The 26,159-nt window shown below is 34.7% G+C and carries 26 protein-coding genes, 1 pseudogene and 1 other annotated feature; of the genes and pseudogenes, 7 read left to right on the top strand and 20 right to left on the bottom strand.

Annotation, left to right across the window (positions count from 1 at the left end):
* Positions 1 to 254, bottom strand: a pseudogene (locus AC1Q8M_RS16510) (BclA C-terminal domain-containing protein); the annotation flags it as partial.
* Positions 255 to 703: 449 nt separating this feature from the next.
* Between AC1Q8M_RS16510 and AC1Q8M_RS16505 the strand changes: the two are divergent.
* Positions 704 to 1,678 (top strand): ABC transporter substrate-binding protein, encoded by a 975-nt coding sequence (locus tag AC1Q8M_RS16505; protein WP_098855682.1) that lies wholly within the window; start codon positions 704 to 706, stop codon positions 1,676 to 1,678.
* A gap of 7 nt (positions 1,679 to 1,685) precedes the next feature.
* Positions 1,686 to 3,722: a Fe(3+)-hydroxamate ABC transporter permease FhuB gene (fhuB, locus tag AC1Q8M_RS16500; protein ID WP_072940445.1), complete on the top strand. Its 2,037-nt coding sequence runs from the start codon at positions 1,686 to 1,688 to the stop codon at positions 3,720 to 3,722.
* A gap of 112 nt (positions 3,723 to 3,834) precedes the next feature.
* Here fhuB and AC1Q8M_RS16495 read toward each other — a convergent pair whose 3' ends face one another.
* Entirely contained in the window at positions 3,835 to 4,533 is a 699-nt protein-coding gene (locus AC1Q8M_RS16495) for a hypothetical protein (RefSeq protein ID WP_097846159.1), read from the bottom strand.
* Between the two features lie 227 nt (positions 4,534 to 4,760).
* Between AC1Q8M_RS16495 and AC1Q8M_RS16490 the strand changes: the two genes are divergently transcribed.
* Together AC1Q8M_RS16490 and AC1Q8M_RS16485 are read left to right on the top strand one after the other, a co-directional pair.
* The gene (locus tag AC1Q8M_RS16490) at positions 4,761 to 5,264 is read left to right on the top strand and encodes a DinB family protein (RefSeq protein ID WP_098361462.1); all 504 of its coding nucleotides are present in this window, start codon (positions 4,761 to 4,763) and stop codon (positions 5,262 to 5,264) included.
* Between the two features lie 135 nt (positions 5,265 to 5,399).
* Entirely contained in the window at positions 5,400 to 5,732 is a 333-nt protein-coding gene (locus AC1Q8M_RS16485) for a YfjL-like protein (protein ID WP_001093300.1), read from the top strand.
* 63 nt (positions 5,733 to 5,795) lie between these two features.
* Here the strand turns inward: AC1Q8M_RS16485 and AC1Q8M_RS16480 are convergent, their stop codons facing one another.
* From AC1Q8M_RS16480 to AC1Q8M_RS16450, 7 genes are all read right to left on the bottom strand, one after another.
* On the bottom strand, positions 5,796 to 6,491 hold the full coding sequence (locus AC1Q8M_RS16480; protein WP_000945180.1) for an ABC transporter permease: 696 nt from the start codon (positions 6,489 to 6,491) through the stop codon (positions 5,796 to 5,798).
* Between the two features lie 24 nt (positions 6,492 to 6,515).
* The gene (locus tag AC1Q8M_RS16475; protein WP_141544075.1) at positions 6,516 to 7,388 is read right to left on the bottom strand and encodes a DUF4097 family beta strand repeat-containing protein; all 873 of its coding nucleotides are present in this window, start codon (positions 7,386 to 7,388) and stop codon (positions 6,516 to 6,518) included.
* 35 nt (positions 7,389 to 7,423) lie between these two features.
* On the bottom strand, positions 7,424 to 8,128 hold the full coding sequence (locus tag AC1Q8M_RS16470; protein ID WP_000945210.1) for an ABC transporter permease: 705 nt from the start codon (positions 8,126 to 8,128) through the stop codon (positions 7,424 to 7,426).
* Positions 8,129 to 8,162: 34 nt separating this feature from the next.
* Positions 8,163 to 8,324 carry a hypothetical protein gene (locus AC1Q8M_RS16465; protein WP_000931814.1) on the bottom strand — a complete coding sequence of 54 codons (162 nt, stop codon included), beginning with the start codon at positions 8,322 to 8,324 and terminating at the stop codon, positions 8,163 to 8,165.
* On the bottom strand, positions 8,317 to 9,240 hold the full coding sequence (locus tag AC1Q8M_RS16460) for an ABC transporter ATP-binding protein (protein ID WP_000221065.1): 924 nt from the start codon (positions 9,238 to 9,240) through the stop codon (positions 8,317 to 8,319). Before AC1Q8M_RS16460 ends, AC1Q8M_RS16465 begins: the two co-directional genes overlap by 8 nt.
* Positions 9,241 to 9,365: 125 nt before the next feature.
* Complete coding sequence (locus AC1Q8M_RS16455) at positions 9,366 to 10,301, bottom strand: HAMP domain-containing histidine kinase (RefSeq protein WP_061660443.1); 936 nt, start codon at positions 10,299 to 10,301, stop codon at positions 9,366 to 9,368.
* Position 10,302: 1 nt separating this feature from the next.
* Positions 10,303 to 10,995 (bottom strand): response regulator transcription factor, encoded by a 693-nt coding sequence (locus AC1Q8M_RS16450; RefSeq protein ID WP_098400636.1) that lies wholly within the window; start codon positions 10,993 to 10,995, stop codon positions 10,303 to 10,305.
* 168 nt (positions 10,996 to 11,163) lie between these two features.
* Between AC1Q8M_RS16450 and AC1Q8M_RS16445 the strand changes: the two genes are divergently transcribed.
* Positions 11,164 to 11,337: a hypothetical protein gene (locus AC1Q8M_RS16445; protein ID WP_001293577.1), complete on the top strand. Its 174-nt coding sequence runs from the start codon at positions 11,164 to 11,166 to the stop codon at positions 11,335 to 11,337.
* Entirely contained in the window at positions 11,338 to 11,532 is a 195-nt protein-coding gene (locus tag AC1Q8M_RS16440) for a YwbE family protein (RefSeq protein ID WP_001014307.1), read from the top strand.
* A 38-nt stretch (positions 11,533 to 11,570) separates the two neighbouring features.
* Here the strand turns inward: AC1Q8M_RS16440 and AC1Q8M_RS16435 are convergent, their stop codons facing one another.
* Positions 11,571 to 12,770, bottom strand: a complete 1,200-nt coding sequence (locus AC1Q8M_RS16435) for a class I SAM-dependent rRNA methyltransferase (RefSeq protein ID WP_043938373.1) — start codon at positions 12,768 to 12,770, stop codon at positions 11,571 to 11,573.
* A gap of 295 nt (positions 12,771 to 13,065) precedes the next feature.
* Between AC1Q8M_RS16435 and isdG the strand changes: the two genes are divergently transcribed.
* Positions 13,066 to 13,389, top strand: coding sequence for a heme oxygenase (gene isdG, locus AC1Q8M_RS16430; protein WP_000587818.1), 324 nt, complete (start codon positions 13,066 to 13,068; stop codon positions 13,387 to 13,389).
* A 72-nt stretch (positions 13,390 to 13,461) separates the two neighbouring features.
* Here isdG and srtB read toward each other — a convergent pair whose 3' ends face one another.
* The 10 genes from srtB to AC1Q8M_RS16380 all read right to left on the bottom strand — a co-directional run bounded on the left by srtB (position 13,462) and on the right by AC1Q8M_RS16380 (position 26,148).
* The gene (gene srtB, locus AC1Q8M_RS16425; RefSeq protein ID WP_090976964.1) at positions 13,462 to 14,226 is read right to left on the bottom strand and encodes a class B sortase; all 765 of its coding nucleotides are present in this window, start codon (positions 14,224 to 14,226) and stop codon (positions 13,462 to 13,464) included.
* A gap of 32 nt (positions 14,227 to 14,258) precedes the next feature.
* Entirely contained in the window at positions 14,259 to 15,029 is a 771-nt protein-coding gene (locus tag AC1Q8M_RS16420; protein WP_000403765.1) for an ABC transporter ATP-binding protein, read from the bottom strand.
* Complete coding sequence (locus AC1Q8M_RS16415) at positions 15,019 to 16,002, bottom strand: FecCD family ABC transporter permease (RefSeq protein ID WP_001036841.1); 984 nt, start codon at positions 16,000 to 16,002, stop codon at positions 15,019 to 15,021. Before AC1Q8M_RS16415 ends, AC1Q8M_RS16420 begins: the two co-directional genes overlap by 11 nt.
* Before the next feature lie 27 nt (positions 16,003 to 16,029).
* Positions 16,030 to 16,911, bottom strand: coding sequence for a heme ABC transporter substrate-binding protein IsdE (gene isdE / locus AC1Q8M_RS16410; RefSeq protein ID WP_002094153.1), 882 nt, complete (start codon positions 16,909 to 16,911; stop codon positions 16,030 to 16,032).
* 69 nt (positions 16,912 to 16,980) lie between these two features.
* The gene (isdX2, locus tag AC1Q8M_RS16405) at positions 16,981 to 19,380 is read right to left on the bottom strand and encodes an NEAT domain-containing hemophore IsdX2 (RefSeq protein ID WP_492334166.1); all 2,400 of its coding nucleotides are present in this window, start codon (positions 19,378 to 19,380) and stop codon (positions 16,981 to 16,983) included.
* Positions 19,381 to 19,404: 24 nt separating this feature from the next.
* Complete coding sequence (gene isdX1 / locus AC1Q8M_RS16400; RefSeq protein WP_000476164.1) at positions 19,405 to 19,863, bottom strand: NEAT domain-containing hemophore IsdX1; 459 nt, start codon at positions 19,861 to 19,863, stop codon at positions 19,405 to 19,407.
* 23 nt (positions 19,864 to 19,886) lie between these two features.
* Positions 19,887 to 20,606, bottom strand: coding sequence for a heme uptake protein IsdC (gene isdC / locus AC1Q8M_RS16395; protein WP_000757949.1), 720 nt, complete (start codon positions 20,604 to 20,606; stop codon positions 19,887 to 19,889).
* A 491-nt stretch (positions 20,607 to 21,097) separates the two neighbouring features.
* Positions 21,098 to 22,423, bottom strand: a complete 1,326-nt coding sequence (gene brnQ6, locus AC1Q8M_RS16390; protein WP_000842650.1) for a branched-chain amino acid transport system II carrier protein BrnQ6 — start codon at positions 22,421 to 22,423, stop codon at positions 21,098 to 21,100.
* A gap of 115 nt (positions 22,424 to 22,538) precedes the next feature.
* Positions 22,539 to 22,794, bottom strand: a binding site (T-box leader).
* 108 nt (positions 22,795 to 22,902) lie between these two features.
* Positions 22,903 to 23,592 carry a 23S rRNA pseudouridine(2604) synthase RluF gene (locus AC1Q8M_RS16385; RefSeq protein ID WP_000700737.1) on the bottom strand — a complete coding sequence of 230 codons (690 nt, stop codon included), beginning with the start codon at positions 23,590 to 23,592 and terminating at the stop codon, positions 22,903 to 22,905.
* Between the two features lie 195 nt (positions 23,593 to 23,787).
* Entirely contained in the window at positions 23,788 to 26,148 is a 2,361-nt protein-coding gene (locus AC1Q8M_RS16380) for an endonuclease MutS2 (RefSeq protein WP_000893743.1), read from the bottom strand.
* Positions 26,149 to 26,159: the final 11 nt, after the last annotated feature.

The raw sequence follows: 26,159 nt of genomic DNA, 5'->3' as shown, positions 1-26,159 counted from the left end.
CCCGTTGCCCCTGTATCGCCTGTTACTCCCGTCGCTCCCGTTGGGCCTGTTGCTCCCGTCGCTCCCGTTGGACCTGTGTCGCCTGTTACTCCTGTCGCCCCCGTTGGGCCTGTGCCACCTGTTGCCCCCGTCGGACCGGTTGGACCAACCTTAGGAACTGTCCCATCGCAACTAAAACAGCATGAATCAACATGTACACCATTTTGATTATTACACCCACAATATCCATTTACGTTATTGCTCCATGAAGACATGTTGATCACTTCCTTTACATGCAATCTTTTAAGTACAATCACCGAGTTAGAAAACATCTATCTAAATAACAAAGAAATACTTTACCTATTAGGGATAAACACAGATTTATTCCATACATTCTAGTAATTATTACATGCGATTCTCACTCTTTTTGCTTGTACTTTCGCCCCATCTCCACAGATTATTAACCATACACATTACACTTTCGTACACAGCCAAGTTCCCATTTAAACTTTCCACATTCGCCAATCTTTTTAGTAAAGAAGCTTATTCTTCATAAATAGCGACTATAACATATAAAAATCCGTATAATTTATTGTTTTTAGTCAAAATTTTAAAAAAATATTGACACTTAAATTATCCTCATAGTATGATTTGGTTGTTGTAATTGATAACCATTTTCACTTACGGTGCCAGTTACAAAAAACACTTAATTTGGGGGCAGAAGATGAAAAGAATTATCAGTATTTTCATAGTAATTCTTCTATTCGCTGTTGGATGTGGACAGCAAAAAGAGGAGAAAAAAGAAACAAAAGCGGACAATAAAAGTCAAGCTATAACGATTAAACACGCTGAAGGGGAAACGAAGTTAGATAAACCAGCGAAAAAAGTAGTTGTACTTGAGTGGGTATATTCAGAAGACTTATTAGCACTTGGTGTTCAGCCAGTAGGGATGGCAGACATTAAGAATTATAATAAATGGGTAAATACAAAAACAAAACCGAGTAAAGATGTTGTAGATGTAGGGACACGTCAACAACCAAACTTAGAAGAAATTAGCCGTTTAAAACCAGACTTAATTATCACAGCTTCATTCCGTGGTAAAGCAATTAAAAATGAATTAGAGCAAATTGCAACAACAGTTATGTTTGATCCATCAACAAGCAATAACGATCACTTTGCTGAAATGACAGAAACATTTAAACAAATTGCAAAAGCAGTTGGAAAAGAAGAAGAAGGTAAAAAAGTATTAGCTGATATGGATAAAGCATTCGCTGATGCAAAAGAAAAAATTGAAAAAGCAGACTTAAAAGATAAAAACATCGCAATGGCACAAGCATTTACTGCTAAAAACGTACCAACATTCCGTATCTTAACTGACAATTCTTTAGCTTTACAAGTTACAAAAAAATTAGGTTTAACAAATACTTTTGAAGCAGGAAAATCTGAGCCAGATGGTTTCAAACAAACAACTGTAGAATCATTACAAAGTGTACAAGATTCAAACTTCATTTACATTGTAGCGGATGAAGATAACATTTTTGACACGCAACTAAAGGGCAACCCCGCTTGGGAAGAATTAAAGTTCAAAAAAGAAAACAAAATGTATAAATTAAAAGGCGACACTTGGATTTTCGGTGGTCCTGAGTCTGCAACATCTTTAGCAACACAAGTAGCAGATGTAATGACAGCGAAGAAGTGATTACGCGATGAATAGCCTACAACATACACTTCGAGCAAGTCTTGTATTCGGAGGAGGAGCAGCTCTCTTGCTCCTCCTTTTCTTTATTCATATCGGACAAGGTCAAGCAAACATTTCCTATAGTATGATTATTGATGCTCTTATCTCACCGAACCAATCGCTAGAACATCAAACTTTAATCATGCTTCGATTGCCTAGAGCCGTAATTGCCATTTTAGCTGGAGGTGCCCTTGCTGCATCTGGGGTTATTTTACAAACATTAACGAAAAATCCACTTGCTGAATCCAGTACAATGGGTATTCACTCTGGCGCATATTTCTTTCTAGTAACGGCTACAATTTTCTTACCGAAAGGTTTACAAATTAATTCTCTTCTGTTCACATTTATCGGCGGTGCTATTACTGCTTTATTTGTATACCGTATTTCTGGTGGAAAAAAGGGAACCCCACTCAGAATGGCATTAGCTGGTATGGTGGTTACATTAATGCTCTCTGCCTTTACCGGAACGATGCAGCTTTTCTATGAAAATGAAACAGCTGGTTTATTTTTATGGGGAGCTGGATCTCTTATTCAAAATAACTGGGATGGCGTTCAATTTGCTTTTCCATTTATCATTATTTCTTTCCTAGTTTTACTATTTATATCTCGTAAACTCAACATTCTCTTACTTGGTGATGATGTTGCTGTTTCTCTTGGTGAAAAAACAGCAGTAACACGTCTTATCGCCTTCATTGCTGCAATCTTTTTAACAGCAGTAATTGTTACTGTTGTTGGACCAATTGGATTTGTCGGCTTAGTTGCACCTCATTTAATGCGCCTTATCGGATACCGTCAACACTTTACTCTTCTTCTCTCTTCTTTCTTATGGGGGGCAGTATTATTGCTTGGAGCAGATGTTGTCGGTAGATTAATAGATCCAACCGGTGCAGAACTTCCTGTTGGGGCAGTCACAGCAATGATTGGATCTCCTTGGCTTATTTACTTAGTGTACCGAATGATGAAATCGAAACAATATATGAATGATAACGGTGCGAATGCAGCTGGAGCTAGCTCCCGCTATTACTCTTATAAAAAGGTAATCATTATATCTATCACACTTTGTATTGTGACGATTGCTCTTGGTATTACAATCGGTAGTAACGCTTATATCGAAAGCATTACTAATGTTATATCAGGTCAATTAACACAATTTGACAAAAATATGATGATGAATCTTCGTTTACCAAGAATGCTCGTTGCCGCTATTGCTGGTGCATGCCTTGCAATAAGTGGGCTTGTTTTCCAAGGTATATTACGAAACCCACTTGCCGATCCTTCTATTATTGGTATTTCATCGGGAGCTGGTGTCGGTGCTTTAACTGTTATGTATGTCTTTCCTGCACTTCCTGGTTTCTTCCTACCAATTGGTGCATTTATTGGTGGACTACTTGCAGTAGGAATTGTCCTCTTCTTCTCATGGAAATCAGGGTTTAGCCCCACAGCTCTTGCTTTAATAGGGATTGGTATTTCTGCACTTGGCTCAGCAATTATTCAAATCTTTATCGTTAGAGCCAATTTGAATGTTGCCGCTGCTTTAACATGGTTATCTGGCAGTACGTATGCAAGAGGGTGGAATCACTTAGAAAATATCATTCTATATCCATCTCTAATTCTTATATTCATTATCTTTTTCTTAATAAAACAACTTGACGTTCTCGTACTGGGAGACGATTTAGCAACTGGACTTGGGCAACCAGTAAATAAAACACGTCTTGCTCTAATTGTGCTAGCGACACTACTTGCATCAGTAAATATCGCTGCCGTCGGTACAATTGCCTTTTTAGGCCTTGTCGCACCTCACTTAGCAAGAATTGTTGTTGGTATGAACCATCAAAGACTATTTGTTTGTTCAGCACTATTTGGAGCAATCCTTCTTTCTGTTGCTGACTTACTTGGACGTACAATCGCATATCCGAAAGAAATTCCTTCTGGCCTTGTCGTTGCTGTACTTGGAGCACCTTATTTCTTATGGTTGATGAGGAAGAGTGGGAAGAAGGTTAATTAAAAAGGAGGCTTCGTTTTAGAAGCCTCCTTTTTACACATATATTCAATATATCTCTGTTGAAAATTATATTTAAATTAAATTTTTTAGTATACAAACTATCTCCTTTCAATCACTAACTATTTTTAACTAATTCAATAACCCATCTAGAAATAGAAGAAAAAATAGGAGAAACATTTCCTACAAACTTCGTAGTTTTTTCAATTGACTCATTACCTTTATCAACATATTCATTATACTGTTTTAACATATCTTTAGATGCGCTCTCATCTATATGCTCAAATTTTTGTTGCCACATATCTTCATTATTTTTATACTGTAATTCTTCTCTTTCATCAATAGGGTTATTTGGGACGTTCTCTATCCCATCATGTTCCTCAAGTAAACTTACATACTTCTCTTTTCTATAAAAGTTAAGATTTCTTTTTGGTAACATATCATAAAAATCTAGCACATCCGCTTCCACAATTTGAACAGCCAACTTAAGTTCAGCATCAATTCGCTCTACTAATGTTGCTATAGTATAAAATTTTTTATTCTCATATAAGTATTCTCGTAATGAATAAAAATCGACTACATTATTGCAATGCATAAAAACCTCAAAATCAACTTCTAACAATCTCTGTTGAATTTGTTGTGGTAATTTTAAAAAAAACACCTGTAATTTAATTGAATCCTCTACTAATTCGGGGTGTGCTACATTATAAATATTATCCATTTGTTTTTTCGCACTATAAAATTCTAAAAAATGTTTATAATATTGAGTGAAAACTTTTTGAAACTGCTCAATAATTTCTTTTAACTCGCTATCCATTTCCCCACTCCCTAAATCCTAATTTATAGAACACTATTCAATTATATCAAAATATTACCTTTTTTTACAAAAATATCTCCATTCAAACCCTTCCTAAAATGAACTCTTAAAAGCGCATTAATCGGTTTTACTACTAAAAGAATTTTTCACAGGGAAGATTCAATACATAGAGGGAATAACGTCTCTCTCACGAATTTAATCTATGAACAAAAATAGGAGGGATAACTATGTACCAAACTATTGACGGCTTCTTGCAATCATGGACATACGAAGCAGAGTCTACTCAGAAAATGCTTGATTCATTAACCGATGCATCTTTATCACAAGAAATTGCACCTGGGCACTGGACGTTAGGTAGAGTTGCTTGGCACATCGTGACGGCAATTCCTGTTATACTATCTGGCACAGGGCTAAAGTTTGAAGGAGAATTGAAAGATTATCCTGTTCCAACTTCTGCAAAAACAATTGCAGATGAATACCGTAAAGTAAACGCGGCTTTTGTTGAAACACTTCAAAGTAAATGGACTGATAAAGACTTAGCTACTATTAATGACTTCTTTGGTCGCCCTATGCCGAATTCTATATTTTTAATGACACTCATTAATCATCAAAATCACCACCGCGGACAAATGACGGTTTTAATGCGACAAGCTAGCTTAACAGTTCCTGGCGTATATGGCCCCGCAAAAGAAGAATGGGCTGCGACTGGAATGGAAGCTCCTAAAATGTAACGACAAAAAAGACAAGATGTTTACATATCTTGTCTTTTTCTGTAACTTGTTTCATGTGAAACTATTTTTTAAAATGGTTGTTTTATGGAATATATAGGTTAAAATGAATACATATTACGAAGAGGAGTAACCAAATTGAATACAAAAAATAAAAAAATAGCTATGGGAACTATTTTACTAACTTCTCTTATTGGAGTTATTAGTGTATCTCTTTATTTCACCTATTATGGTACCCCTTGGGGAAAACAAGCAGCAATTACGGACTCAAAAGAGTATATTACAAAATATTTTAATCTAGATGCAGAAGTCAAAAATACTTCTTACGATGCTAAAATGAATAGCTATGCAATCTCCTTTGAAACAAGTACCGACGGCGAGTTTACTATCGAATATAAAAGTCCTAATAACTTTAACATTTCTCCAGACGTGCAAAAGTATTTAAGCACACACTCTAAATTTACAGAGTAGTAACGAAGCGTACATATACAAAAAAGAGTTGGTGTAACGCCAACTCTTTTTCACATATTCTTATCATACAGTTATATCTTCCTTCTCTATATTTTTAATGCCGTAATACGCAATCACAACTCCAATTGCTGCGAGTGCTAGTTGAAGGGGAAGTAAAGTTGCTGTAGGAAACTCTGGGTTGGTATTCATTGCAATTGAGACAACGATAAGAGATGAAACAATTGTAGTTGGCACTGAACGTTTACGCATTCCGAAATATAATGGGATTAAACTCATCCCCGCAGTTGCAATGGCTAAAGGAACTAGTTTTATTCCTTCTTGCACCAATTGATCTACTGTGAATGAATTAGGAAGAATTGAAAAACAACTATCTATCCCAAAGAAGATTCCTACTACTAAAATGTTAGATACAATAACTGTTATAAATGTTACTATCGCTGTAATAGCCAACTTACTAGCCATCATTTTCTTTCGGTTAATGGGATAAGAAAACATGAGTAGTATTGTTTTATTTTTATATTCGCCAATTATTAACCTTGCTATTAATACACTACCAAAAATAATAAATGTTGCTCTTACTACTGTACTAGCCATTAACAAAATCATCTGCGGATCTCTTATTTCTGGATCTCCTTCTATTTGTGCAATGAAACTAACAAAGATTAATAATGCCAGTATAATAATATTTGCAATAACTGCTCCCCTCACATACCATCCAAACTTAAATTTCTTCAATTCTAACTTCATAAGACGTAGCATGATATTCCTCCTTCCTCCTTGGACTTAATCAATATAAATGACTCCTGTTTCACTTAAAATCTTCGCTTCATTTTTTGCATCACCAATCGTTCCTACTTTTATTTTGTCTGTATTTTTATCTTTCTTAATTCCTTTTAAATCCACTATTACGTCAGCCGAATTACTTTTAGCCATAAGCTTCAATGATGTAGGGACACCTTTATACCGTACGCCAATATCCCCTGATTCTGTTTCTACAAATAATGATTTTCCTTCTGTCATATCTTTCAGTAATACTTCCCCAGATGTTGAATTGATGTTCATATTTTTATTTTTTACATTTTTTACATAATTATCTCCAGTAGTGGAAGTTATATTTACTTCTTGTAATGAACTATCTTTTAACATTAAATCTCCGCTTTCGGATGTAAATTCACCCTTCTCTGCCGATAACCCTGTAATCATTCCATCTCCAGATTTTCCTTTTGTCACGATGCTTTTTACTACTATATCTCTTATTTTCACATCACCCGATTTATTATTTACTACAATTTTATCTATTTCTTTCTTCGGAATAGCTATAGATATACTATTTTTCTTCCTAAACGTGAAACCATTAAAAAATCTGTTCATCTTTTGTTTTTGTTTAATCATAATTTTATTTTCATCATTTTCTATTTTGACAGGATCTATCTCTTTATCTACTTGTTCACCTTGAGCGGAAATTACTATTTTATTAGCGTCTTTACTTTTAAATTCAAGATTCCAATTTTCATTGTCTACTTCTATTTCTTTTATATTATTGATTTCAAAAGACTTTTCTTTCTTAAAATCTTTCCCCTGAAACACCTTAAAACCAAAAACCGCACTAGCAATTGTAATGAATAATATTGCAATTACTATTATTTTTTTCACCATTCATACCCCAGTTCGTTTTTTGTTTTAAGCTTGCTTCACGCCACATCGATCTTGTCGATTTTACGAAACGATAGATAACTAATGAAAATTCCTAATAAACAGAGCACGATTGGGATAGCTATAAAATCAAACATACTTACTTGACCGTTTCCAGGTCCAAAGTTACCACTAATCAGCATACCAATTATTACTGCCGAAGTAATCGTTGTCGGTGTCGATTTCTTTCTCATTCCAAAAAACAAAGGAATTAAACTTATACCAGATATCATAAATGCACTTATAATAGTACCTGGAACGATAGCTATTATTTCACCTATCGTAGCTGGTGTTTCAATCAGTCCCATCATTGGACTCACAAAATAAACAAGCAAACTAATAATGAAAGTCGCGATAATGGTACTCACAAAACAAAAACAAAAAACAATTGTTAATTTCGCACTCATTAGCATTTTCCTTTGAAGCGGATACATAAATGATAGTTGTATCGTTTTATTCTTATACTCATCAATTACTAAACGTGATAAAATGACCGAACTAAAAATAATGAATGTTATCCTAATAAAAATATTTACTAAAGCCATATTCTGTGTGAAGTCAGAGAAGAGCATGTCTTCCTCGGCTTTCATTCCCAATGCCATAAGGCTTACTGCAGCGAAAATTGCTATAATACAAATTGCTACCCCTTTAAAGTAACTAGATAATTTATGTTTCTTCCATTCGAGCTTCATTAATCTAAGCATACAAACCACTCCTCCATTCTTTATATAACTGTCTTTATGCAGCTAACATTCTAATTCCAGCAGTAACGAAGCTTAACATTCCTATCACTAGTAGAATTAACAACCATTTCCGCTCTGGTTTTCTATAATATAAAATTCCACTTATTAGCATTACGATAAATCCACTTACCAGGTTCAGCCACAGTCCATTAAGCATGAATACCTTCTCCATCCATTACATTTAAGAAATATTCTTCTAAGGAACTATGTTTCTTATTAATACTTTCAATTTCCACATCGTTCATAATAAGTGCTTTTGAAATGGCCTGCTGAGACGCTGACGTATCATACACACGAATCATGGTTCCACTCATTATTTTGTAGTTTTTTATACCAAGTTTATCTTCTAAAATATAAGCTGCACGTTTCACATCAGGAACAGTGATTTCAATGTACTCTGTTTGCTTTCCGTTAATACTCTTCATTGAAACTTCTTTTATTAGTTTTCCATTTTGAATCACACCAATTGTATCGGCCATTAGTTCCATCTCACCTAAAATATGACTAGAAACTAATAATGTAATACCGTATTCTTTGCAGAGCATTTTAAATAATTCTCGTAACTCTTTAATACCAATTGGATCTAAACCGTTAATTGGTTCATCTAAAATGAGCAATTCTGGCTTTGTCACGATTGCCCTTGCAATACCGAGTCGTTGTTTCATTCCTAATGAAAAATCTTTTACTTTTTTATTATCTATCCCTTGTAGTTTCACTAAATGTAAAGCATGGTCAATTGCATTTTTATCGTAGTAGCCCATATATTCACAATGCAGGTCTAAGTTTTCTTTCGCCGTTAATTTATCATAAAAGATTGGGTATTCAATAATTGTCCCCATTCTTTTTAATACTTCATAAGATGTATCTGTTAATTTCTCACCGAAGATTTCAATATCACCACTCGTCGGTTTTATTAAATTTGTAATCATTTTCATAATCGTTGTTTTACCAGCACCGTTTGGTCCTAAAAAACCGTAAATTTCTCCTTTTTTCACATGCATGTTAACACCGGAAATAACTTCTTTCCCTTTAAACACTTTCGTTAACTGGTTTGTTTTTAATATATATGTCATGTTACTTTCCCCTTTCGCAATACTCTATATTTCTATAATAGACAACGGAAATCTCTTTTTTCTTACCCGTTTCTTACAAATTCCTTACGCTGAAAAAAAGCTTGTAGAATCTACTGCTCTACAAGCTAAAACTGCATCTTTGTTAATACAATTGTAAAAATTGTTTTTTCATACGGTTTACTAGAAAGGTGAATTTTTCCGTCCATCGCTTCCACAAGCCGTTTCGTAATCGTTAATCCTAGACCGCTTCCTTGGTACAATCTATTTCTTGAATCTTCAAGTGTGTACATACGCTCAAATACTTTATCAATATGAGATTCATCAATCCCTTTTCCTTTATCCCATACGTCTATATACACACTCGTTTCATCATCTCTTAACGTCATACCAAGTGCCTTTCCATCGTCTCCATATGTAATCGCATTTGATATTAAATTATTCAATACCCTACCTAATACTTCTACATTTCCAAGTGCGTATATATTTCTTTCTGGTATATCAATATGAACCTGAAAACCTTTCGTCGTCACTAAATCATAAAAAGATAAAATCTTCTCGCGGCAAACTTCATTCATATTTACTTTTGTCATTTCAATTGCTTTGTCACCAGATTCTAATTTTGCCAAGTCAAAAAACTTATGAATTAACTCCATCACTTCTAGTGTTTTCGTATGCACTTTTTCAAGTAATATTTGTTGTTCTTCTTTATTTATCGTTTTATCCTTATTTAACATTTCTGTATATCCAAGAATAACTGTTAGTGGTGTTTTCAAGTCATGCGAAATATTTGAAAGCATTTTTCTCATCGAAATTTCTACTTTTGCATGATCTGCATTCGTTTTCTGTTTTGCATCTAATAATTGATTAATTGCCACTAATAATTTTTGCAATTCTAGATCATCTGTCATAACGAGTAACGTCTCGCCTGTTTTGTCATTTACAATACTTTCTAACTTTTCATATGTGTATCGTAAATTTTTACTACTATTTTTTCTCATTCTATATTGCATATAAATAACACATAACAATATAAAAATAATACCTATTAACAAATTGACCATATTACATCACTTCCAACTTATAGCCGATGCCCCATAACGTTTTAATATATTCTGGATTAGATGGATCACTTTCGATTTTCTCACGCAATCTTCTCATATGAACATTAATAACGTTATCATCACCGTAATACTCTTCATTCCAAACTAACGTATATATTTGCGCTTTTGTAAATACACGATTTTGGTTCTTTACGAATAGCTTTAAAATCTCAAATTCTTTTAAAGTAAGTTTGAGAGCCTTCCCGTTTTTTTCAACTGTAAAATTAATTGGATCAATTGTTAAATCACCAATTTGAATCATTTTTTCTATTGTTTCTGTAGCCGAGTATTTCGTAGACCTCCGAATACCTGCTTTTACACGTGCAGCCAATTCAATCATAGAAAACGGCTTACAAATGTAATCATCTGCTCCAAGTCCTAATCCAACAGCTTTATCAACATCTGTATCTTTTGCCGACATCATTAAAATCGGAACTGCACTTTTTTCACGAATGATTCGTACAACCTCTAAGCCATCTAGCTTTGGCATCATAATGTCAAGGATAATCAAATCAAATGAACCTTTTAAATATGTGTTCACACCTTCTTCTCCATCAGACGCAATTGTTACTTGAAAGCCCTCTTTTATTAAATACTTTTCCACCATCTCTTGAATTGAGATATCATCTTCAACTAATAAAATATGATGTGACATATGTCTATCCCCTTTTTACAAACGTTAACAATCCAATTGTATCGTAACTACTACAGACTGGAAACAATTATATGAATTTTCAAACCAACTTCCCTTCCTTCCTTAACAATGATATGATGAAATTCACTACGATTGTTCATAATTAACTTTATATAAAGGAGACTTATCATGTCAGAAAATAAAAAAGTAAGCTTAGCTGATTTAATGCGCGAACAACTTGCAAAGAAAAAGCAAGGTAACGGTAATGGTCAGAATGCCAAAAACCAAAGCCAAGAAACGAAAAAATTACAAAACCAACAAACGAAGAAAGCAAACAACCAACGTAGACGTACAGGTGTGTAAATGAACGGACAAAAACGTTCTAATATCGCGCCCGGTCTTGAAGTTGATATTGTATTAAAACAAGATCAACGAACAGGCAAATTAACACGTGGAATTGTAAAAGATATTTTAACAAAATCCCCTTCCCATCCGCATGGCATTAAAGTACGATTGCAGGACGGGCAAGTCGGTAGAGTACAAAATATCGTTCAATAAGAAAAGGAGCTCAAGTAAACTCGAGCTCCTTTTCTTTATTAACCTTTAATTTTCTCGATGAAAACTACTTTTAAGTAGTCTCCTTCTTTAAACTGATCAATGGTACGGAAATCTTCTGGTAAAGAATGTTCTTCTAATATTTTATATTTGCCATTCATTTCTTTAAAGGCTGTATCGATAAAGCCTTTAAACTTTTTCATATCGAATGCGCTACAATTTGTAGAAGCAACGATAATACCGTTATTTTCTGTAATAGCAATTGTTTCTTTTAATAAATTTTTATAATCTTTTGCTGCACTAAATGTATATTTTTTTGATCGGGCGAAGCTTGGAGGATCAAGTACGACCATATCAAATTTCATCTTTTTCTTCGCTGCATATTTGAAGTAAAGAAATACATCTTCTACAATAATATCTTGTGCTTCATAATCAACTTCATTGACACTAAACTGCTCAATTGTTTTACTTAAACTACGATTTGCAAGGTCAACACTCGTCGTTTTACTCGCTCCGCCCAGCGCTGCAAATACAGAGAAAGCACCTGTATAAGAGAACATATTTAACACTGTTCTTCCCTTTGCATATTTATCACGAATTTGTTTTCGAACGTTACGTTGATCTAAAAATACACCAACCATTGCCCCGTCATTTAAATAAACAGCGAAGTTCACACCGTTCTCTTTTACGATAAGTGGAAACTCACCGCGCTCTCCTGCTACGAAATCATCACCTTCAATGTATTTCCCTTTCGTATCAAAACGCTTTTTCTCATAAATGCCTTTAAAGTTTGCTACTTTTTGAAGAGCTGCTATAATCTCATCTCTGAAAGTGTAAATCCCTTCACTATACCAACTTACTACGTAGTATCCGTCATAGTAATCAATAATTAATCCGCCAAGACCATCACCTTCACCATTCACCACACGGAATGCTGTCGTATCACTTAATTTATAAAATTGTTTTCGTTTATGTAAGGCAGATTTGATTTTACTTTCAAAGAAAGATTGATTAATTTGTTCACTCTCTTTTCTCGTTAAAATCCAGCCGTATCCTTTATTTTGTTTTCCATAATAACCTTTTCCGACAAAGTTGTTCTTCTCATCTACTACTTTGATGATTGTCCCTTCTTCACGAACATCGTTTAAATTTTGAATTGCATCTTTTAAAATAAGTGGATATCCACTTTTAATTTCTTTTATAAATTTCGGTTTTATTTTTATAGTTACTTCTGATCGCATATAATAACTTCCTTTCCATTTGCATGCTTTCTCTATAGGAAGCATTTAAAAAACGAGCCTGAAAAAACAGCCTCGTTTCACTATACCATATTATTGCTTTGCTAGTACAACTAGCTCATTCTCCCACTTAACCGCCACATATTTACTACGTTTTGAAATGGAAATCTTACTGTCCAAAATAATAGAAAAAAATTATATATTTCACATTTACCATTGACATTGATAATGATTTTCATTATCATTTAATGTATATGAGTTCTTGAAAATATAGCTACATTCTATAGGAGGAATAAACATGATTATTGTTACAAATACAGCTAAAATTACAAAGGGAAATGGACATAAATTAATTGAGCGTTTTAATAAAGTAGGTAAAGTTGAAACGATGCCAGGCTTTTTAGGTCTAGAAGTTCTTTTAACGCAAAATACAGTTGATTATGATGAAGTAACAATTAGCACTCGCTGGAATGCAAAAGAAGATTTCCAAGGTTGGACAAAGAGCGCCGCATTTAAAGATGCTCACTCACATCAAGGCGGGATGCCAGAATATATTCTTGATAATAAAATTGCTTACTATGATGTAAAAGTTGTACGTATGCCAATGGCTGCAGCACAGTAAAAACAGTTCTTTTTTAAAGTATAGAATATGAGAAGCGTTATCTATCACTTCTCATATTCTATACTTTTTTCTTTAATTTCTTTTTACTAATTTTGCGTGTACAACTAGCCTTCCAGCCTCTGGATCAAGCGCATAATCACAAGTAGAAAGTGTTACAATTTCATCATTAGCCGTCAATTCCGTATCCGTTTTGTACAGTGATTTTTCTTGAATTTCCTTTAAGAACGATGTATATGCTGCATCATTTTCAAAATCCGTTTCAATGTAATAAAAGTCCGTTGTTGTCGTGTATACTGAAAAAACTTCAACGTCGTATCCTTCAAATAATGTATCGTAATATAATTTACGATGGGACATGAAAAAGTCTTCGTCCAACATCTTTTTTAAACTACCAAACATAGAACCGTCTTTCATACGATGACCATATAAAATCGTATTGCGATTTCGAGATTTCACATCATTACGATGGTCCATAAAAATGCTTCCCGCTCTCATATCTTCACCTTTATAATTACGAAATAAATAGTACTCATTATCTTTTGCTTGAACGATTGGATAATTAATTTGTGTATCATCCATCGTAATCCATCCGACTATCTCTGGATTAATTTTCTGGAGATCCTGAAACTGTTTACGTACCTCTCCGTCTTCCGATTTTTCTTCCATTGGACTTCTTTTATAAATATGTTGTGCCTCAGCCATTACTTTACGATTTTCATAATAATCCATGAAAATCCCGCCCAACTCATACATTGAATAGAAAAAGATTCCTAAAAACGCAATTGTAAGTATGCGTTGAAAAAAAGAATTCTTTTTCCGTCCTTTCTTGCTATTCAAATTATCACCTCAAAACGGATTATGCTCAGCCTTTAGATTCCCATAGGTACCATGTACAATCCGGTATCTTCATCCTGCTTTACAATGACATCTACACCATATATTGCTTTAACCATTTCTTCTGTTATTACATCATTAGGATTACCTTTCGTAATGATCTCTCCATCTTTCATAACGATAATATGGTCGCTATAACGAATGGCTTGATTAATATCATGTAATACCATTACAATCGTTAGCCCATACACTTCATTTAACTCTTTCACTAACTCTAATATTTCTAGCTGATAGTAAATATCTAAATATGTTGTCGGTTCATCTAAGAAAAGCATTGGTGTATTTTGAGCTAATGTCATTGCGATCCAAACTCGCTGCCTCTCTCCACCAGATAAAGCATAGATTGGCTTATCACGCTTACTTTGTAAATTCGTACATACTAGTGCGCGCTCTATCGCTTCTCTATCTTCATCTGTTTGCGGAGAGAAAATATTTTTATATGGCATACGCCCAAAGCTTATTAGCTTTTCCACTGTAATATCTGCTGGAGCCTCATTTTGTTGATGGACAACTGCTAGCTTTCTAGCAAACTCTTTCGGTTTATATTCACTAATCGCTTTCCCATCAAGTATTACTTCTCCACTGCTAGGAACGTGATTTCTAGACATGACACTAAGTAATGTTGATTTCCCGCATCCATTCGGGCCAATGATTGTTGTAATTTTCCCAATTTCTATTTCACTACTAACAGACTTTAAACGATTTGTTACGTTATCGTATGAAAAGGTTACATTTTTAATTTCCATGAACTTTATCACTCTTTCTAAGCAAGAATATTAAGAATGGACCACCAATAACCGCCATAATTGTTGCTGCTGGAATTTCGTTAGGTGGCACAATTAACCTTCCAATCGTATCCGCCGTCAAAATTAATAACGCGCCTGCAAGAGCAGAAAATGGAATTAATACTTTATGGTCTGAACCGACTAATTGTCTTGAAATATGCGGAACTAGTAATCCTACAAAAGCAATAACACCTGCAATCGCTGTTGATACTGCCGCTAAGAGTACTGCAATGGCAGAAATAATAAGACGAACTCTCGTCACGTGCAAGCCTAAGTTTTTCGCAGTCTTATCTTGTAGCGATAATAAGTTACACCAAGCTCCTACGAACAGAGCAAGAATAAGACCAATCGTTCCATAAGTCACCATTATTTCTACATCGCCCCACGTCTTCATTGTTATGTTAGAAGTCGTCGTTTGCTTAATACTCTTAATAAAATACCCACAAATCGTAACGAATGATTCATTTAATCCAGTAAACATCGCATTAATGGCAATACCAATTAAAATAATGCGAAGCGGGCTTAACCCTGACTTCCATGAAAACGAATAAACGAGATAACACGCAAACGCACCACCTAAAAAGGCGAATACGGGTGTCCAGAAAAAGAATTGCGGGAACAATGTAATAATAACGAGTGTCATAAAACTAGCTCCTGAAGATATACCGATTACCCCAGCATCAGCGAGTGGATTCTTCATAACAGCTTGAAAAAGCACCCCTGAAACAGCAAGAGCCGCTCCAGTGAACAGCGCAATAATAATACGCGGGAAACGTAAATCTTTAATGACTTCAACATCTTCATTCCCACCTGTAAATATCCCTTGCACAAGTTCAACAATACCTACTTCTAAACTCCCTTTCATCGCTGACAATGATGTCATAACAATGAGCAATGCAGTAACAATGAGGAAACTCCAAGTTTTTTTATTCATTCTGCTCTTCCTTTATATTAAAATGCATCACGGATACATCATATTTTTCAATTCATCTAACGCTTCAATTGCTGCTAAATTGCCTGTCGTTCCAAATAAACGCTCTTCTAAATCGTAAACACGGTTATTTTTAACCGCAGCAAAGTGTTTCCAAATGTCATTTGTTTTAAATTCTTTATCAAACATTTTTACAACTTCATCAGGCATACCATGAGCTGCTCGTAAAATAATATCTGGATCAGCTTTCTTTAAATACTCTGTATTAGAAGCTAAATATTCTACTTGTTCACCTTGCACAATATTTTTACCACCTAGTTGTTTCACTAAATCTCCAATATAAGAATGCTCTGTTGCTACTAAATAACTGCCCGGCACACCTAATAAAATAAGCACTGTCGGTTCTTTCTTTCCTTTTACTTCCTTTTGAATGCTAGCAACCTTTTTATCTAACTTAGTTACTACTGCTTCAGCCTGCTTTTCACGTCCATATTTCTTACCTAAATCGCTAATAGAACTTTGCATATTTTTTAAACTCGTTAAATCTAAAAAGTTTGCTTTCATACCCACATCATCAAAAACTGGCTTTAATTCATATTCAAGTGTTGTCACAGATAACACTTCTGAAGGCTTTAATGACTTTACCTTTTCCATATCTGGACTCATTGGATTCCCAACTTCAGGTAAACCTTTATATCGCTTCGGTAAAGTTTTAGAACTTGTTGGAACGCCGACTAAATCTACTTCTAACGCATCCATAATTTCAGTAACAGCCACTGTTGTTGCAACAACGCGCTCCTTACTCTCACTCTTTACCTGCTTTGCTGTTTCTTTTTTTGGTGATGAGCACCCGGCTATACTCATTAACAAAATGATAGCCATTAGTACACTTACGATTTTCTTCACTCTCAATCACCACTCCCTTCCATACAATATGAAACAAGTCTTGATGCACGCGAACATGCATCAAGACTCCAAAAATTACAATCTACCTGCTCTATATTTACGAACTAGTAAAGCAAGTGAACCTAGCAGTAACACCATGTATAAACCAAGTTGTGCTGTATCTGCAGTTTTTGAGTTTTTCTCTTTTTTCGAATCATTTTTTGTATCTTCTTTTTTCTTCTGACCATCTGCATTTCGGTTAAAATCAGGAGTACCTACTGTTTTTACATTATCTACTTTCGGTGTAGTCACTGGATTTTTCGGATCAACTATTACTTTCGGGTTATTATTTCCACCTTGGTTTCCATTCCCACCTTGGTTGTCATTCCCGCCTTGGTTGTCGTTTCCTCCTTGGTTGTCGTTTCCTCCTTGGTTCCCTAAAGCTTTAATACTGTCTTGATCAAATACAAATTGAACATCGTAGAAATGGTGATAATTCATTGAATCAATATCTACTTTTACTTTTGCATTTAATTTTTTAGACAAATCGTTTACTTCTACTTCTACTACTCTTGTATTTTGTTCTTTATTTTCACTTAACACTTTTGCATTAACGAAAGAACCATTCTTCTCAAATTCAAATTTCGTAATCCATGTACTATTTGTTAATGTAAACGATACGTATTTCTTACCATCTTTTACTTTTAATACACCTGGGCTTTTTGTGTATGTGTTCATCATTGAGATTTCATCTGTTTGATCTTTTAACACTTTAAAGCCAATGCTGTATTCACCATCTTTAAGAGCTTTTGGATCAATTGTTGTGTTATTATCTTGGTTGTCGTTTCCACCTTGGTTGTTATTTCCTCCTTGGTTGTCGTTTCCTCCTTGGTTGTTATTTCCTCCTTGGTTGTCGTTTCCTCCTTGGTTATCTAACGGCTTAATGCTACCTTTATCAAATGCAAATTGAATATCGTAAAAATGGTGATAATTCATTGAATCGATATCTACTTTTACTTTTGCATTTAACTTTTTCGATAAATCTGGTACTTCTACTTCCACTACGCGTGTATCAGTTTTTTTATCTTCACTTATTACTTTTGCATCAACAAACGAACCATTTTTCTCAAATTCAAATTTTGTAATCCAAGAACTGTTCGTTAACGTAAATGATACATACTTCTTACCATCTTTTACTTTTAGCACACCTGGACTTTTTGTATATGTGTTCATCATTGAAATTTCGTCTGTTTGATCTTTTAATGCTTTAAAGTTGATGCTGTATTCACCATCTTTAATTGTTTCAGCATCTGGTTTTTTATTTTCATCTGGTTTTTCTGCTTCTGGTTTTTCTACTTCCGGTTTTTCTACTTCTGGTTTTTCTACTTCTGGTTTTTCTACTTCTGGTTTTTCTACTTCTGGTTTTTCTACTTCTGGTTTTTCTGCTTCCGGTTTTTCTACTTCTGGTTTTTCTGCTTCCGGTTTTTCTACTTCTGGTTTTTCTGCTTCCGGTTTTTCTACTTCTGGTTGTTTCTCTTCATTTTTAATTTGTTCAAGTTTATCTTGTTCAAATAAAAGTTGTACATCATGCGTTTGCTTATAATTTCTTGATGCCATTTCGATAAATACTTTTGTATTTAGTTTTTTAGATAAATCGTTTACTTCAAACTCTACTACTCTTGTATCTTTTTCCTTATCCTCACTCACTACTTTTGCATCAACAAATGCGCCATCTTTTTCCGTTTGGAAATTTTTAATTAATGAGCTACTTTTTAGTGTTACAATTGCTTTTTTCTTACCGTTTTCTACTTTTAATACTCCTGGATTTACCATGTAAGTATTCATCTTAGATTCTTCATCTGTTTGATCTTTTAATACTTTAAATGGAATGCTGTACGCACCATCTTTAATTGTGTTAGAATTTGGTTGTTGATCTGGGTCAGGCTTTTGGTCGGGCTTCTGACCTGGATCGGTAGTTTCATTTGGATCTGGCTTATTAGCTGGGTCCTCTTTTTCATTTGGTTTTTCTACATGAATTGGTGTAATGCTATTTTGATCAAATGCAATACGAACGTCGTACTCATGATGATAATTTAAAAAATCAATATCTACTTTTACTTTTGCGTTTAATACCTTCGCTACATCTTCTACATCAAATTCTACTACTCTTGTATCTTTTTCTTTATCTTCACTAATTACATTTGTCGCAACTAGCTTACCTGCTTTTTCTGTTTCAAACTTCGTAATCCATGAACTATTCGTTAATGTAAAGGATACTTTCTTTTTCCCATCTTTCACTTTTAAAGTTCCCGGGCTTACTGAATATTGATTCATCATCGATTCTTCATCTGATGTATCTTTTAAAACTTTGAAGCCAATTGAATATTCACCGTCAGCCAACTTGGTAGCTGCTTGAACTGCAAGTGGTTGTAATGTTGATACGAATGTAAATATCATTAAAAACATAGCAACAATAATTTTTGTATACCTGTTCAATGGAACGACTCTCCCTTTTGAAAATTATTTAATACTGTTCCCATCAAATACAAAGCGAATATCATACGAAGCATTATAATTAATAATTGGAATATTAATTTTCACCTTGCCATTTAGTTTTTTTGACAAGTCAGCAACTTCAAATTCTACAACTCTAGTATTATCTTTTTTGTTTTCACTTAACACGGTTGTTTCTACAAATTGACCATCTTTTTCTACTTGGAAACTTTTAATAGAAGCACTATCTTTCACTTTAAATGAAACATATTGTTTTCCATTTTTAACTGTTAATGTTGCTGGGCTTTCAAAATAACTATTCATTCTAGACGATTCATCTTTATCGCCTTTCCATACAGTAAAAGCAATATTATATTTTCCATCAGCTAGTTTTGTAGCAGCCTTTGCATCTTGTAAACCTAGTGTTGCGATAAATGTAAATAAAACAGCAAATACGGCAATAATCATTTTAAATTGTTTAAACATATATTCATCACCCTTCAAAAGATTTATTTACTCAATTTCACTTTACGAATTAAGAAAGCACCTGAAATAAGAATTAACGCTGCAAACAATCCAATACGTGCTTCATCGCCTGTTTTTGGGTTATCTGTTTTTTCAGCTTTTCCATTTTCATTTTCATTTTTTGTTTCTTTGTTCGCTTCTTTAGCTGTTTCCTTACTCTCTACTTTTGTTTTCTCTTCTTTTACTTGTGTATCTGTTTTCGCTTGATCATTATTTTTTGTTGTAGCAGCTACGCCGTTATCGCCACCTACAGCTTTTACATTTGCATCAAAAGCAAAACGAATTGTGTAGTGGTGGTCATAGTTTGCATTTGGTACAACAACATGAATTTTTACAGCTGCTGGTTTGGATAAATCATCTACTTTAAACTCTACTGTTCTTTTATCTGCCGATTCATCTTTACTAACAACTTTCGCATCAACAAAATTCCCGTTCTCTGGTGCTTTAAATTCTGTAATCCAAGCACTATGATTCATCGGAACTTGTACTCTCATCTCACCGTTTTTCACTATTAATTTTGCTGGCTTTTCAAAATAGTCATTTGCCATTGAAGCTGAATCATTTTCCGCTTTTTGAATTACGTAATTAATATCGTAAGTACCATCAGCTAGTTTTGCTGATGCATTCCCGTATGGCATTACAAGAAAAGCTAGCATACATACGAACGTTATAATAAAAGCGGGTAATACAGAAACCTTTTTCATTTTTCTTGTTTCCTCCTTTGTTATCTTTCACTTCACTTTTTGAAAATGATAATTATTCTCAATTTATAAGAAAAAAAATAATCTCTTCTACCTATTATTTAATTAGCATTCTTTTATGTAACATAAGCATTATTGATTATCATTCTCATTGAATGTTAAAAATAATATCTCACCCTATTCCTTATATGAAGGCATAGAAACTGAGAAAAAATTACAAAACTCATTTATTGATTATCATTCTCAATATAAATCAAAAAAAATAAACTATCTCTTCTCCTCTTCTTTCACCTCTTCCCCCTAACAACACTTTAGTTATAGAAACCCCTTTTCCCTCACTTCCCTTCCAATATTTCCACAACTAAGTCAATCTTAGCCTACTCATAAATTTTTTGTCAACTATATTACGTATAAAATTTTTAATATCTGAATTTCTCTATATATGGCTTTTTCTACAAAAAAAGAGACTTTCTATTATAGAAAGCCTCTTTTCTCTATTTTTCTACAGCAATTTCCTGCTTTTGAAACTTAGAAACTATATAACCAAATCCTATACCGATTATGCCTGGAACTAACCAACCAATTCCTACACTATATAATGGAATCTTATCTAAAATAGGTGCTAGCGCTGCAATTTGAAGGTTTGCATTGTGTAACCCATCAAAGAAACTTATTGCAAATGCTCCTACAATCCCGCCCACATACATCGCTAATGGAAGACGAACGTAGTTTTCAACAAGTGATAATACGATAAGTACGATTCCAATTGGATAAATGGCGATTAAGATTGGTAATGCTAATGCATTTAACTGAGTTAACCCAAGGTTTGCTACCATAAATGCTAATACACAGAAAATAAAAACGACTTTTTGATAAGAAAGCTTTGGTAATAAGGAAGAGAAGTAATCACCACAAGCTGCAACAATACCTACAGAAGTTGTTAAACATGCTGCTGTAATTGCGATCCCTAGTAATAAAGTTCCGTAGCTACCAAATAAATGATTCACGACATTTGTTAAAATAATTCCTCCGTTTGCGCCCATTCCAAGCGATACACTAGAAGCTCCAAGATACGCAAGCGCTAAATACACAAGTAGTAAACCAAGCGCTGCAATAAATCCTGCAAAGATTGTTACTTTTGCAATACTATTTTTATTTGTAATGCCTTTTTCTTTTAACGCATGAATTACAACATTTCCGAATACCAGTGCTGCAAGTCCATCTAAAGTTAAATATCCATCAATAAATCCTTTAAAGAGAGGAGCACTATACGCTTCTGTCGGTGCACCAAATTCTCCAATTGGTGTAATAAGTGCTTTACCTACGATAATTGCAATAACAGCTAATAGTATTGGAGTTAGCACTTTACCAATACGCCCCACTAATTTCGAAGGATTTAAAGCTAAATAGAAAGTGACTGCAAAGAAAATAAGTGTAAAGATAACAAGTGGATATGACTGACCAGCTATCTCACTTGGTAAAAACGGTGCAACACTCATCTCATAAGCTACTGTTCCTGTACGCGGCACACTTACGAATACGCCTAAACATAAATAAATTGCAGTGATAAAAACAAGTGCGAATATAGGATGTACACGTCCTGCTAGCTCATTAATATCTCCCTTTAAAGCTATAACAATTACTCCTAATAAAGGTAGTCCAACCCCTGTTACGATAAAACCAAACAGCGCGATCCATACGTCCGTTCCAGCACCTTGCCCTAACGCTGGTGGAAAAATCATATTGCCTGCACCAAAAAACAGTGCAAATAACATTAAACTTATTGCAAACATCTCTGAAAACTTTAAAGATGATTTCATTTCTACTAACCTCCTAAAATAATTAATTGACAAAATATTCTGAATTAAAATCCGTCACATATCCTCTTTCAAGCATACTTCCCCGTAAAAGAACGCAAAAAACACCCGTCCCTAACAAAGGGACGAGTGTTGAAATCGTGGTTCCACCCTTATTCTAATAAAATGAATTTATAGCAAAATAAGCTCATTTTATAGCTCGTGTAAATTGATAACGGTTTTATCCGTCAAGAATTACAATGCATCATGTATGCAGTTCACTCTTGAAGTTTAGAGGTGGTAAGCTTGTCTTTTCGTATTAGGAAGCTCACAGCCTAAGGCTCCCCTCTCTGAGAATCGTAAAATACAACTCATGTCCTCATCATTACTTTTATAAAATATCTTGTCGAAACTTGTTGTTTTTTATTATATGGGCTATTTTTTAAAAAATCAATAGTTTTATTTTTTCTGACAAAAAAATATAGGGAGAAAATTTTTCCTCCCTATAACTGCCCTTTTAATATCTCTAATTCCTCAGTTGCAATGTTCCGCCATTTTCCTACTCCAAGCTCATTTAGCTCTATATTCATAATGCGCACTCGCTTTAGCTTTATTACAGTAAATCCGAAAGCACGACTCATTCTACGAATTTGCCTGTTCATTCCTTGCGTTAAAACGATACGAAATGTTGATTGATCGACTCTCGTCACTTTGCACGGCTTCGTCATACCATCTTTAATCTTTACACCGCTGGACATCTCATCAATAAACCAGTCCGTAAAAGGTTTATCGACTGTGACAACATATTCTTTCTCGTGTTCGTGATCACCGTGTAAAATTTGATTGGCAATCGCGCCATCATTCGTTAATAAAATAAGTCCTTCTGATGCTTTATCTAATCGCCCAACTGGAAAGATTCGCTCTGGGTAATTGATATAATCAATAATATTATCTTCAATATGATCAGCTGCTGTACAAGTAATTCCGACTGGTTTATGAAATGCGATATACACCTTTTCTTTCTCTTCTTTCGCAATAACCTGTCCATCAATCGTTACAACATCACCATCGCTCACAAGTGCACCGTGCGTACATATTTCGCCATTAATAGCCACGCGTCCAGCTTTAATAAGGCGGTCTGTTTCACGTCTTGAGCATGATTTTGCTTCGCTTATGTATTGGTTGATTTTCATGTTTTATTCCTTTTCATATATAATAAAAACGTCAATCTATGGCAATATCATTATGCCACGATTGACGCTTTTTCACTTCGCAAAAACAACTAAATAAATAACCCCAATCACCAAAAATATTCCACAACAAGCTAACAATACTTTTGCAAGTTTGTCCATAAACATATAATGGTTTCCCCTTTGTTTCGTTGTTTGCTATTTTAATTCGACAACTGTTACGCCTAGGCCTCCCTCGCCCATGTCACCGTAACGGTAATTCTTCACGCCGCGATGCTTCTTCAAGTAATCTTGTACACCTTGGCGAAGCGCTCCTGTTCCTTTACCGTGAATGATTGATACACGAGGATAACTTGCAAGCTGGGCATCGTCTAAATATTTTTCAACGCGCATCATTGCATCTTCATAACGTTCACCGCGAAGATCAAGTTCCAATGAAACGTGGTAATCTCTACCCTTCACACTTGCGACTGCTTTTTTCTCTGTTTGCTTCGGTGTGTTAATGTATTCCATGTTAGATTCTTTTACTTTCATCTTCAGAATACCGATTTGTACGCTCCACTCTGTATCACTTACTTTTTCAAGTAATTGACCCTTTTGACCGAACGTTAATACTTTTACTTCATCACCTGCGCGTAACTGTTGTTTCGGCGCAGTGTTTTTCACGTTTACTTTTTGTTTCTTCACAAGCTCTGGCGCTGTTCCTTCTAGACGGCTCTTCGCTTCAATAAGCTCATGGTCTTTCACATTTACAAGCTGTGCTTTACGCAATTGACGAAGTTCTTGAATAATACCTTCTGCTTCTTTCTTCGCAGCTTCGACTTTTTCTTCCCCTTCTTTTTGCGCTTTTAATAGTTTTTCATCACGCTCATCGTTAAACTCAATAATTTGACGTTGCAACTCACGATGAAGTTTCTCAGATTGTTTGCGAAGTGCCTCTGCTTCGTTCCAGTCACGCTCTGCATTCTTTTGACTTTCTTCTAACTTCGCAATCATATTCTCAATTTTGTTTGTATCTGTACTAATGTGGTTACGTGCTTGGTCAATAACGCGATCAGATAATCCAAGGCGCTTCGAAATTTCAAAGGCGTTACTACGACCTGGTACACCGATTAATAATTTATACGTTGGGCTTAATGTGTTCACATCGAACTCAACACTCGCATTAATAACTTGCTCACGGTTATATCCGTACGCTTTTAATTCTGGGTAATGCGTCGTAGCAACAACGCGAGCACCGCGGTTACATACTTCATCTAAAATCGAAATTGCTAGTGCAGCACCTTCTTGCGGGTCTGTTCCAGCACCTAATTCATCAAATAAAACTAAGCTTTCAAAATCAGCTTTTTCTAAAATATCTACAATGTTCACCATATGTGAGGAGAACGTACTTAAGCTTTGTTCAATCGACTGCTCATCACCGATATCAGCAAAGATATTTTTAAATACACAAATCTCTGACTCATCCATTACTGGAATGTGAAGACCAGATTGCGCCATTAATACACAAATACCAACTGTTTTCAGCGTAACTGTTTTACCACCTGTATTCGGTCCTGTAATAACAATTGTTGTGAAATCTTTACCTAGCATAATGTTATTTGGCACAATAATTTCTGGATCGATTAGCGGATGACGAGCTTGTCTTAAATCCATATAACGCTCGTTATTTACAATTGGTTTCGTTGCTTTAATTCGTTTCGCATAAAAAGCTTTCGCAAAGATGAAATCAAGATTTGCAACTACTTCTACGTTTGATAAAACGATATCGGCTTCTACTGCCACTTCTTCTGTTAACATTAATAAGATGCGTTCAATTTCTTGTTTTTCTTTCACTCGTGCTTCTTGTAGTGCATTATTTAATTCTACAATTACTTGTGGTTCAATAAATAATGTTTGTCCAGAAGCAGATTGGTCGTGAACAATACCGCCATATACGCCGCGGTATTCTTGTTTTACTGGGATTACGTAACGTTCATTACGAATTGTTACAATCGAGTCAGACAGCATCTTTTGCGCGTTTGAAGAACGCGTCATATTTTCTAACTTTTCACGAATACGGCTTTCCGCAGTACGAATTTGAGTACGAATACCACGCAGTTTATCACTCGCACTATCGACTACTTCACCGCCATCACCGATGCAATTTGTAATTTTCTTTTCTAACTCATATAAAGATACAATTTGAGCGACATGAGTTTCTAAAATCGGAAGCTCGACACCGTTATCAGCCATATCTTCAATGAAACGTTTCATATTACGGCTACCATACATCGTATTCGCAATATCAAGTAGTTCATTTGGGCTTAACATACTTCCAATCTTTGCACGCTTCACATTCGAGCGAATATCCGTAATGCCACCTAATGGTGCACTACCTTTTAAACGAATGACTTTCGCTGCTTCATCCGTTGTATCTTGCATTTCTACAATTTCTTCAAAATCAGTGCTCGGCACTAAATTCTTCACTTTATCACGGCCAAGTGAAGAGGCTGTATGTTCAAGTAATTGTTCTTTTACTTTATTGTATTCTAATACACGCAACGTTCTTTCTAACATGTTGCAGGTCC

This window comes from Bacillus sp. GW823-FHT06A10 (assembly GCF_058795375.1).
This window is presented reverse-complemented; position numbering and strand designations above follow the sequence as displayed.

Coding starts and splice junctions, on each gene's coding strand:
- brnQ6 (WP_000842650.1), bottom strand. CDS start 22,423: ATGAAATCATCTTTAAAGTTTTCAGAGATGTTTGCAATAAGTTTAATG.
- isdX1 (WP_000476164.1), bottom strand. CDS start 19,863: ATGTTTAAACAATTTAAAATGATTATTGCCGTATTTGCTGTTTTATTT.
- AC1Q8M_RS16420 (WP_000403765.1), bottom strand. CDS start 15,029: ATGGAAATTAAAAATGTAACCTTTTCATACGATAACGTAACAAATCGT.
- AC1Q8M_RS16440 (WP_001014307.1), top strand. CDS start 11,338: ATGAACGGACAAAAACGTTCTAATATCGCGCCCGGTCTTGAAGTTGAT.
- AC1Q8M_RS16470 (WP_000945210.1), bottom strand. CDS start 8,128: ATGCTTAGATTAATGAAGCTCGAATGGAAGAAACATAAATTATCTAGT.
- isdC (WP_000757949.1), bottom strand. CDS start 20,606: ATGAAAAAGGTTTCTGTATTACCCGCTTTTATTATAACGTTCGTATGT.
- AC1Q8M_RS16445 (WP_001293577.1), top strand. CDS start 11,164: ATGTCAGAAAATAAAAAAGTAAGCTTAGCTGATTTAATGCGCGAACAA.
- AC1Q8M_RS16415 (WP_001036841.1), bottom strand. CDS start 16,002: ATGAATAAAAAAACTTGGAGTTTCCTCATTGTTACTGCATTGCTCATT.
- AC1Q8M_RS16450 (WP_098400636.1), bottom strand. CDS start 10,995: ATGTCACATCATATTTTATTAGTTGAAGATGATATCTCAATTCAAGAG.
- AC1Q8M_RS16455 (WP_061660443.1), bottom strand. CDS start 10,301: ATGGTCAATTTGTTAATAGGTATTATTTTTATATTGTTATGTGTTATT.
- isdG (WP_000587818.1), top strand. CDS start 13,066: ATGATTATTGTTACAAATACAGCTAAAATTACAAAGGGAAATGGACAT.
- AC1Q8M_RS16380 (WP_000893743.1), bottom strand. CDS start 26,148: ATGTTAGAAAGAACGTTGCGTGTATTAGAATACAATAAAGTAAAAGAA.
- AC1Q8M_RS16475 (WP_141544075.1), bottom strand. CDS start 7,388: ATGGTGAAAAAAATAATAGTAATTGCAATATTATTCATTACAATTGCT.
- AC1Q8M_RS16385 (WP_000700737.1), bottom strand. CDS start 23,592: ATGAAAATCAACCAATACATAAGCGAAGCAAAATCATGCTCAAGACGT.
- AC1Q8M_RS16490 (WP_098361462.1), top strand. CDS start 4,761: ATGTACCAAACTATTGACGGCTTCTTGCAATCATGGACATACGAAGCA.
- AC1Q8M_RS16435 (WP_043938373.1), bottom strand. CDS start 12,770: ATGCGATCAGAAGTAACTATAAAAATAAAACCGAAATTTATAAAAGAA.
- fhuB (WP_072940445.1), top strand. CDS start 1,686: ATGAATAGCCTACAACATACACTTCGAGCAAGTCTTGTATTCGGAGGA.
- AC1Q8M_RS16460 (WP_000221065.1), bottom strand. CDS start 9,240: ATGACATATATATTAAAAACAAACCAGTTAACGAAAGTGTTTAAAGGG.
- AC1Q8M_RS16465 (WP_000931814.1), bottom strand. CDS start 8,324: ATGCTTAATGGACTGTGGCTGAACCTGGTAAGTGGATTTATCGTAATG.
- AC1Q8M_RS16495 (WP_097846159.1), bottom strand. CDS start 4,533: ATGGATAGCGAGTTAAAAGAAATTATTGAGCAGTTTCAAAAAGTTTTC.
- AC1Q8M_RS16505 (WP_098855682.1), top strand. CDS start 704: ATGAAAAGAATTATCAGTATTTTCATAGTAATTCTTCTATTCGCTGTT.
- AC1Q8M_RS16480 (WP_000945180.1), bottom strand. CDS start 6,491: ATGCTACGTCTTATGAAGTTAGAATTGAAGAAATTTAAGTTTGGATGG.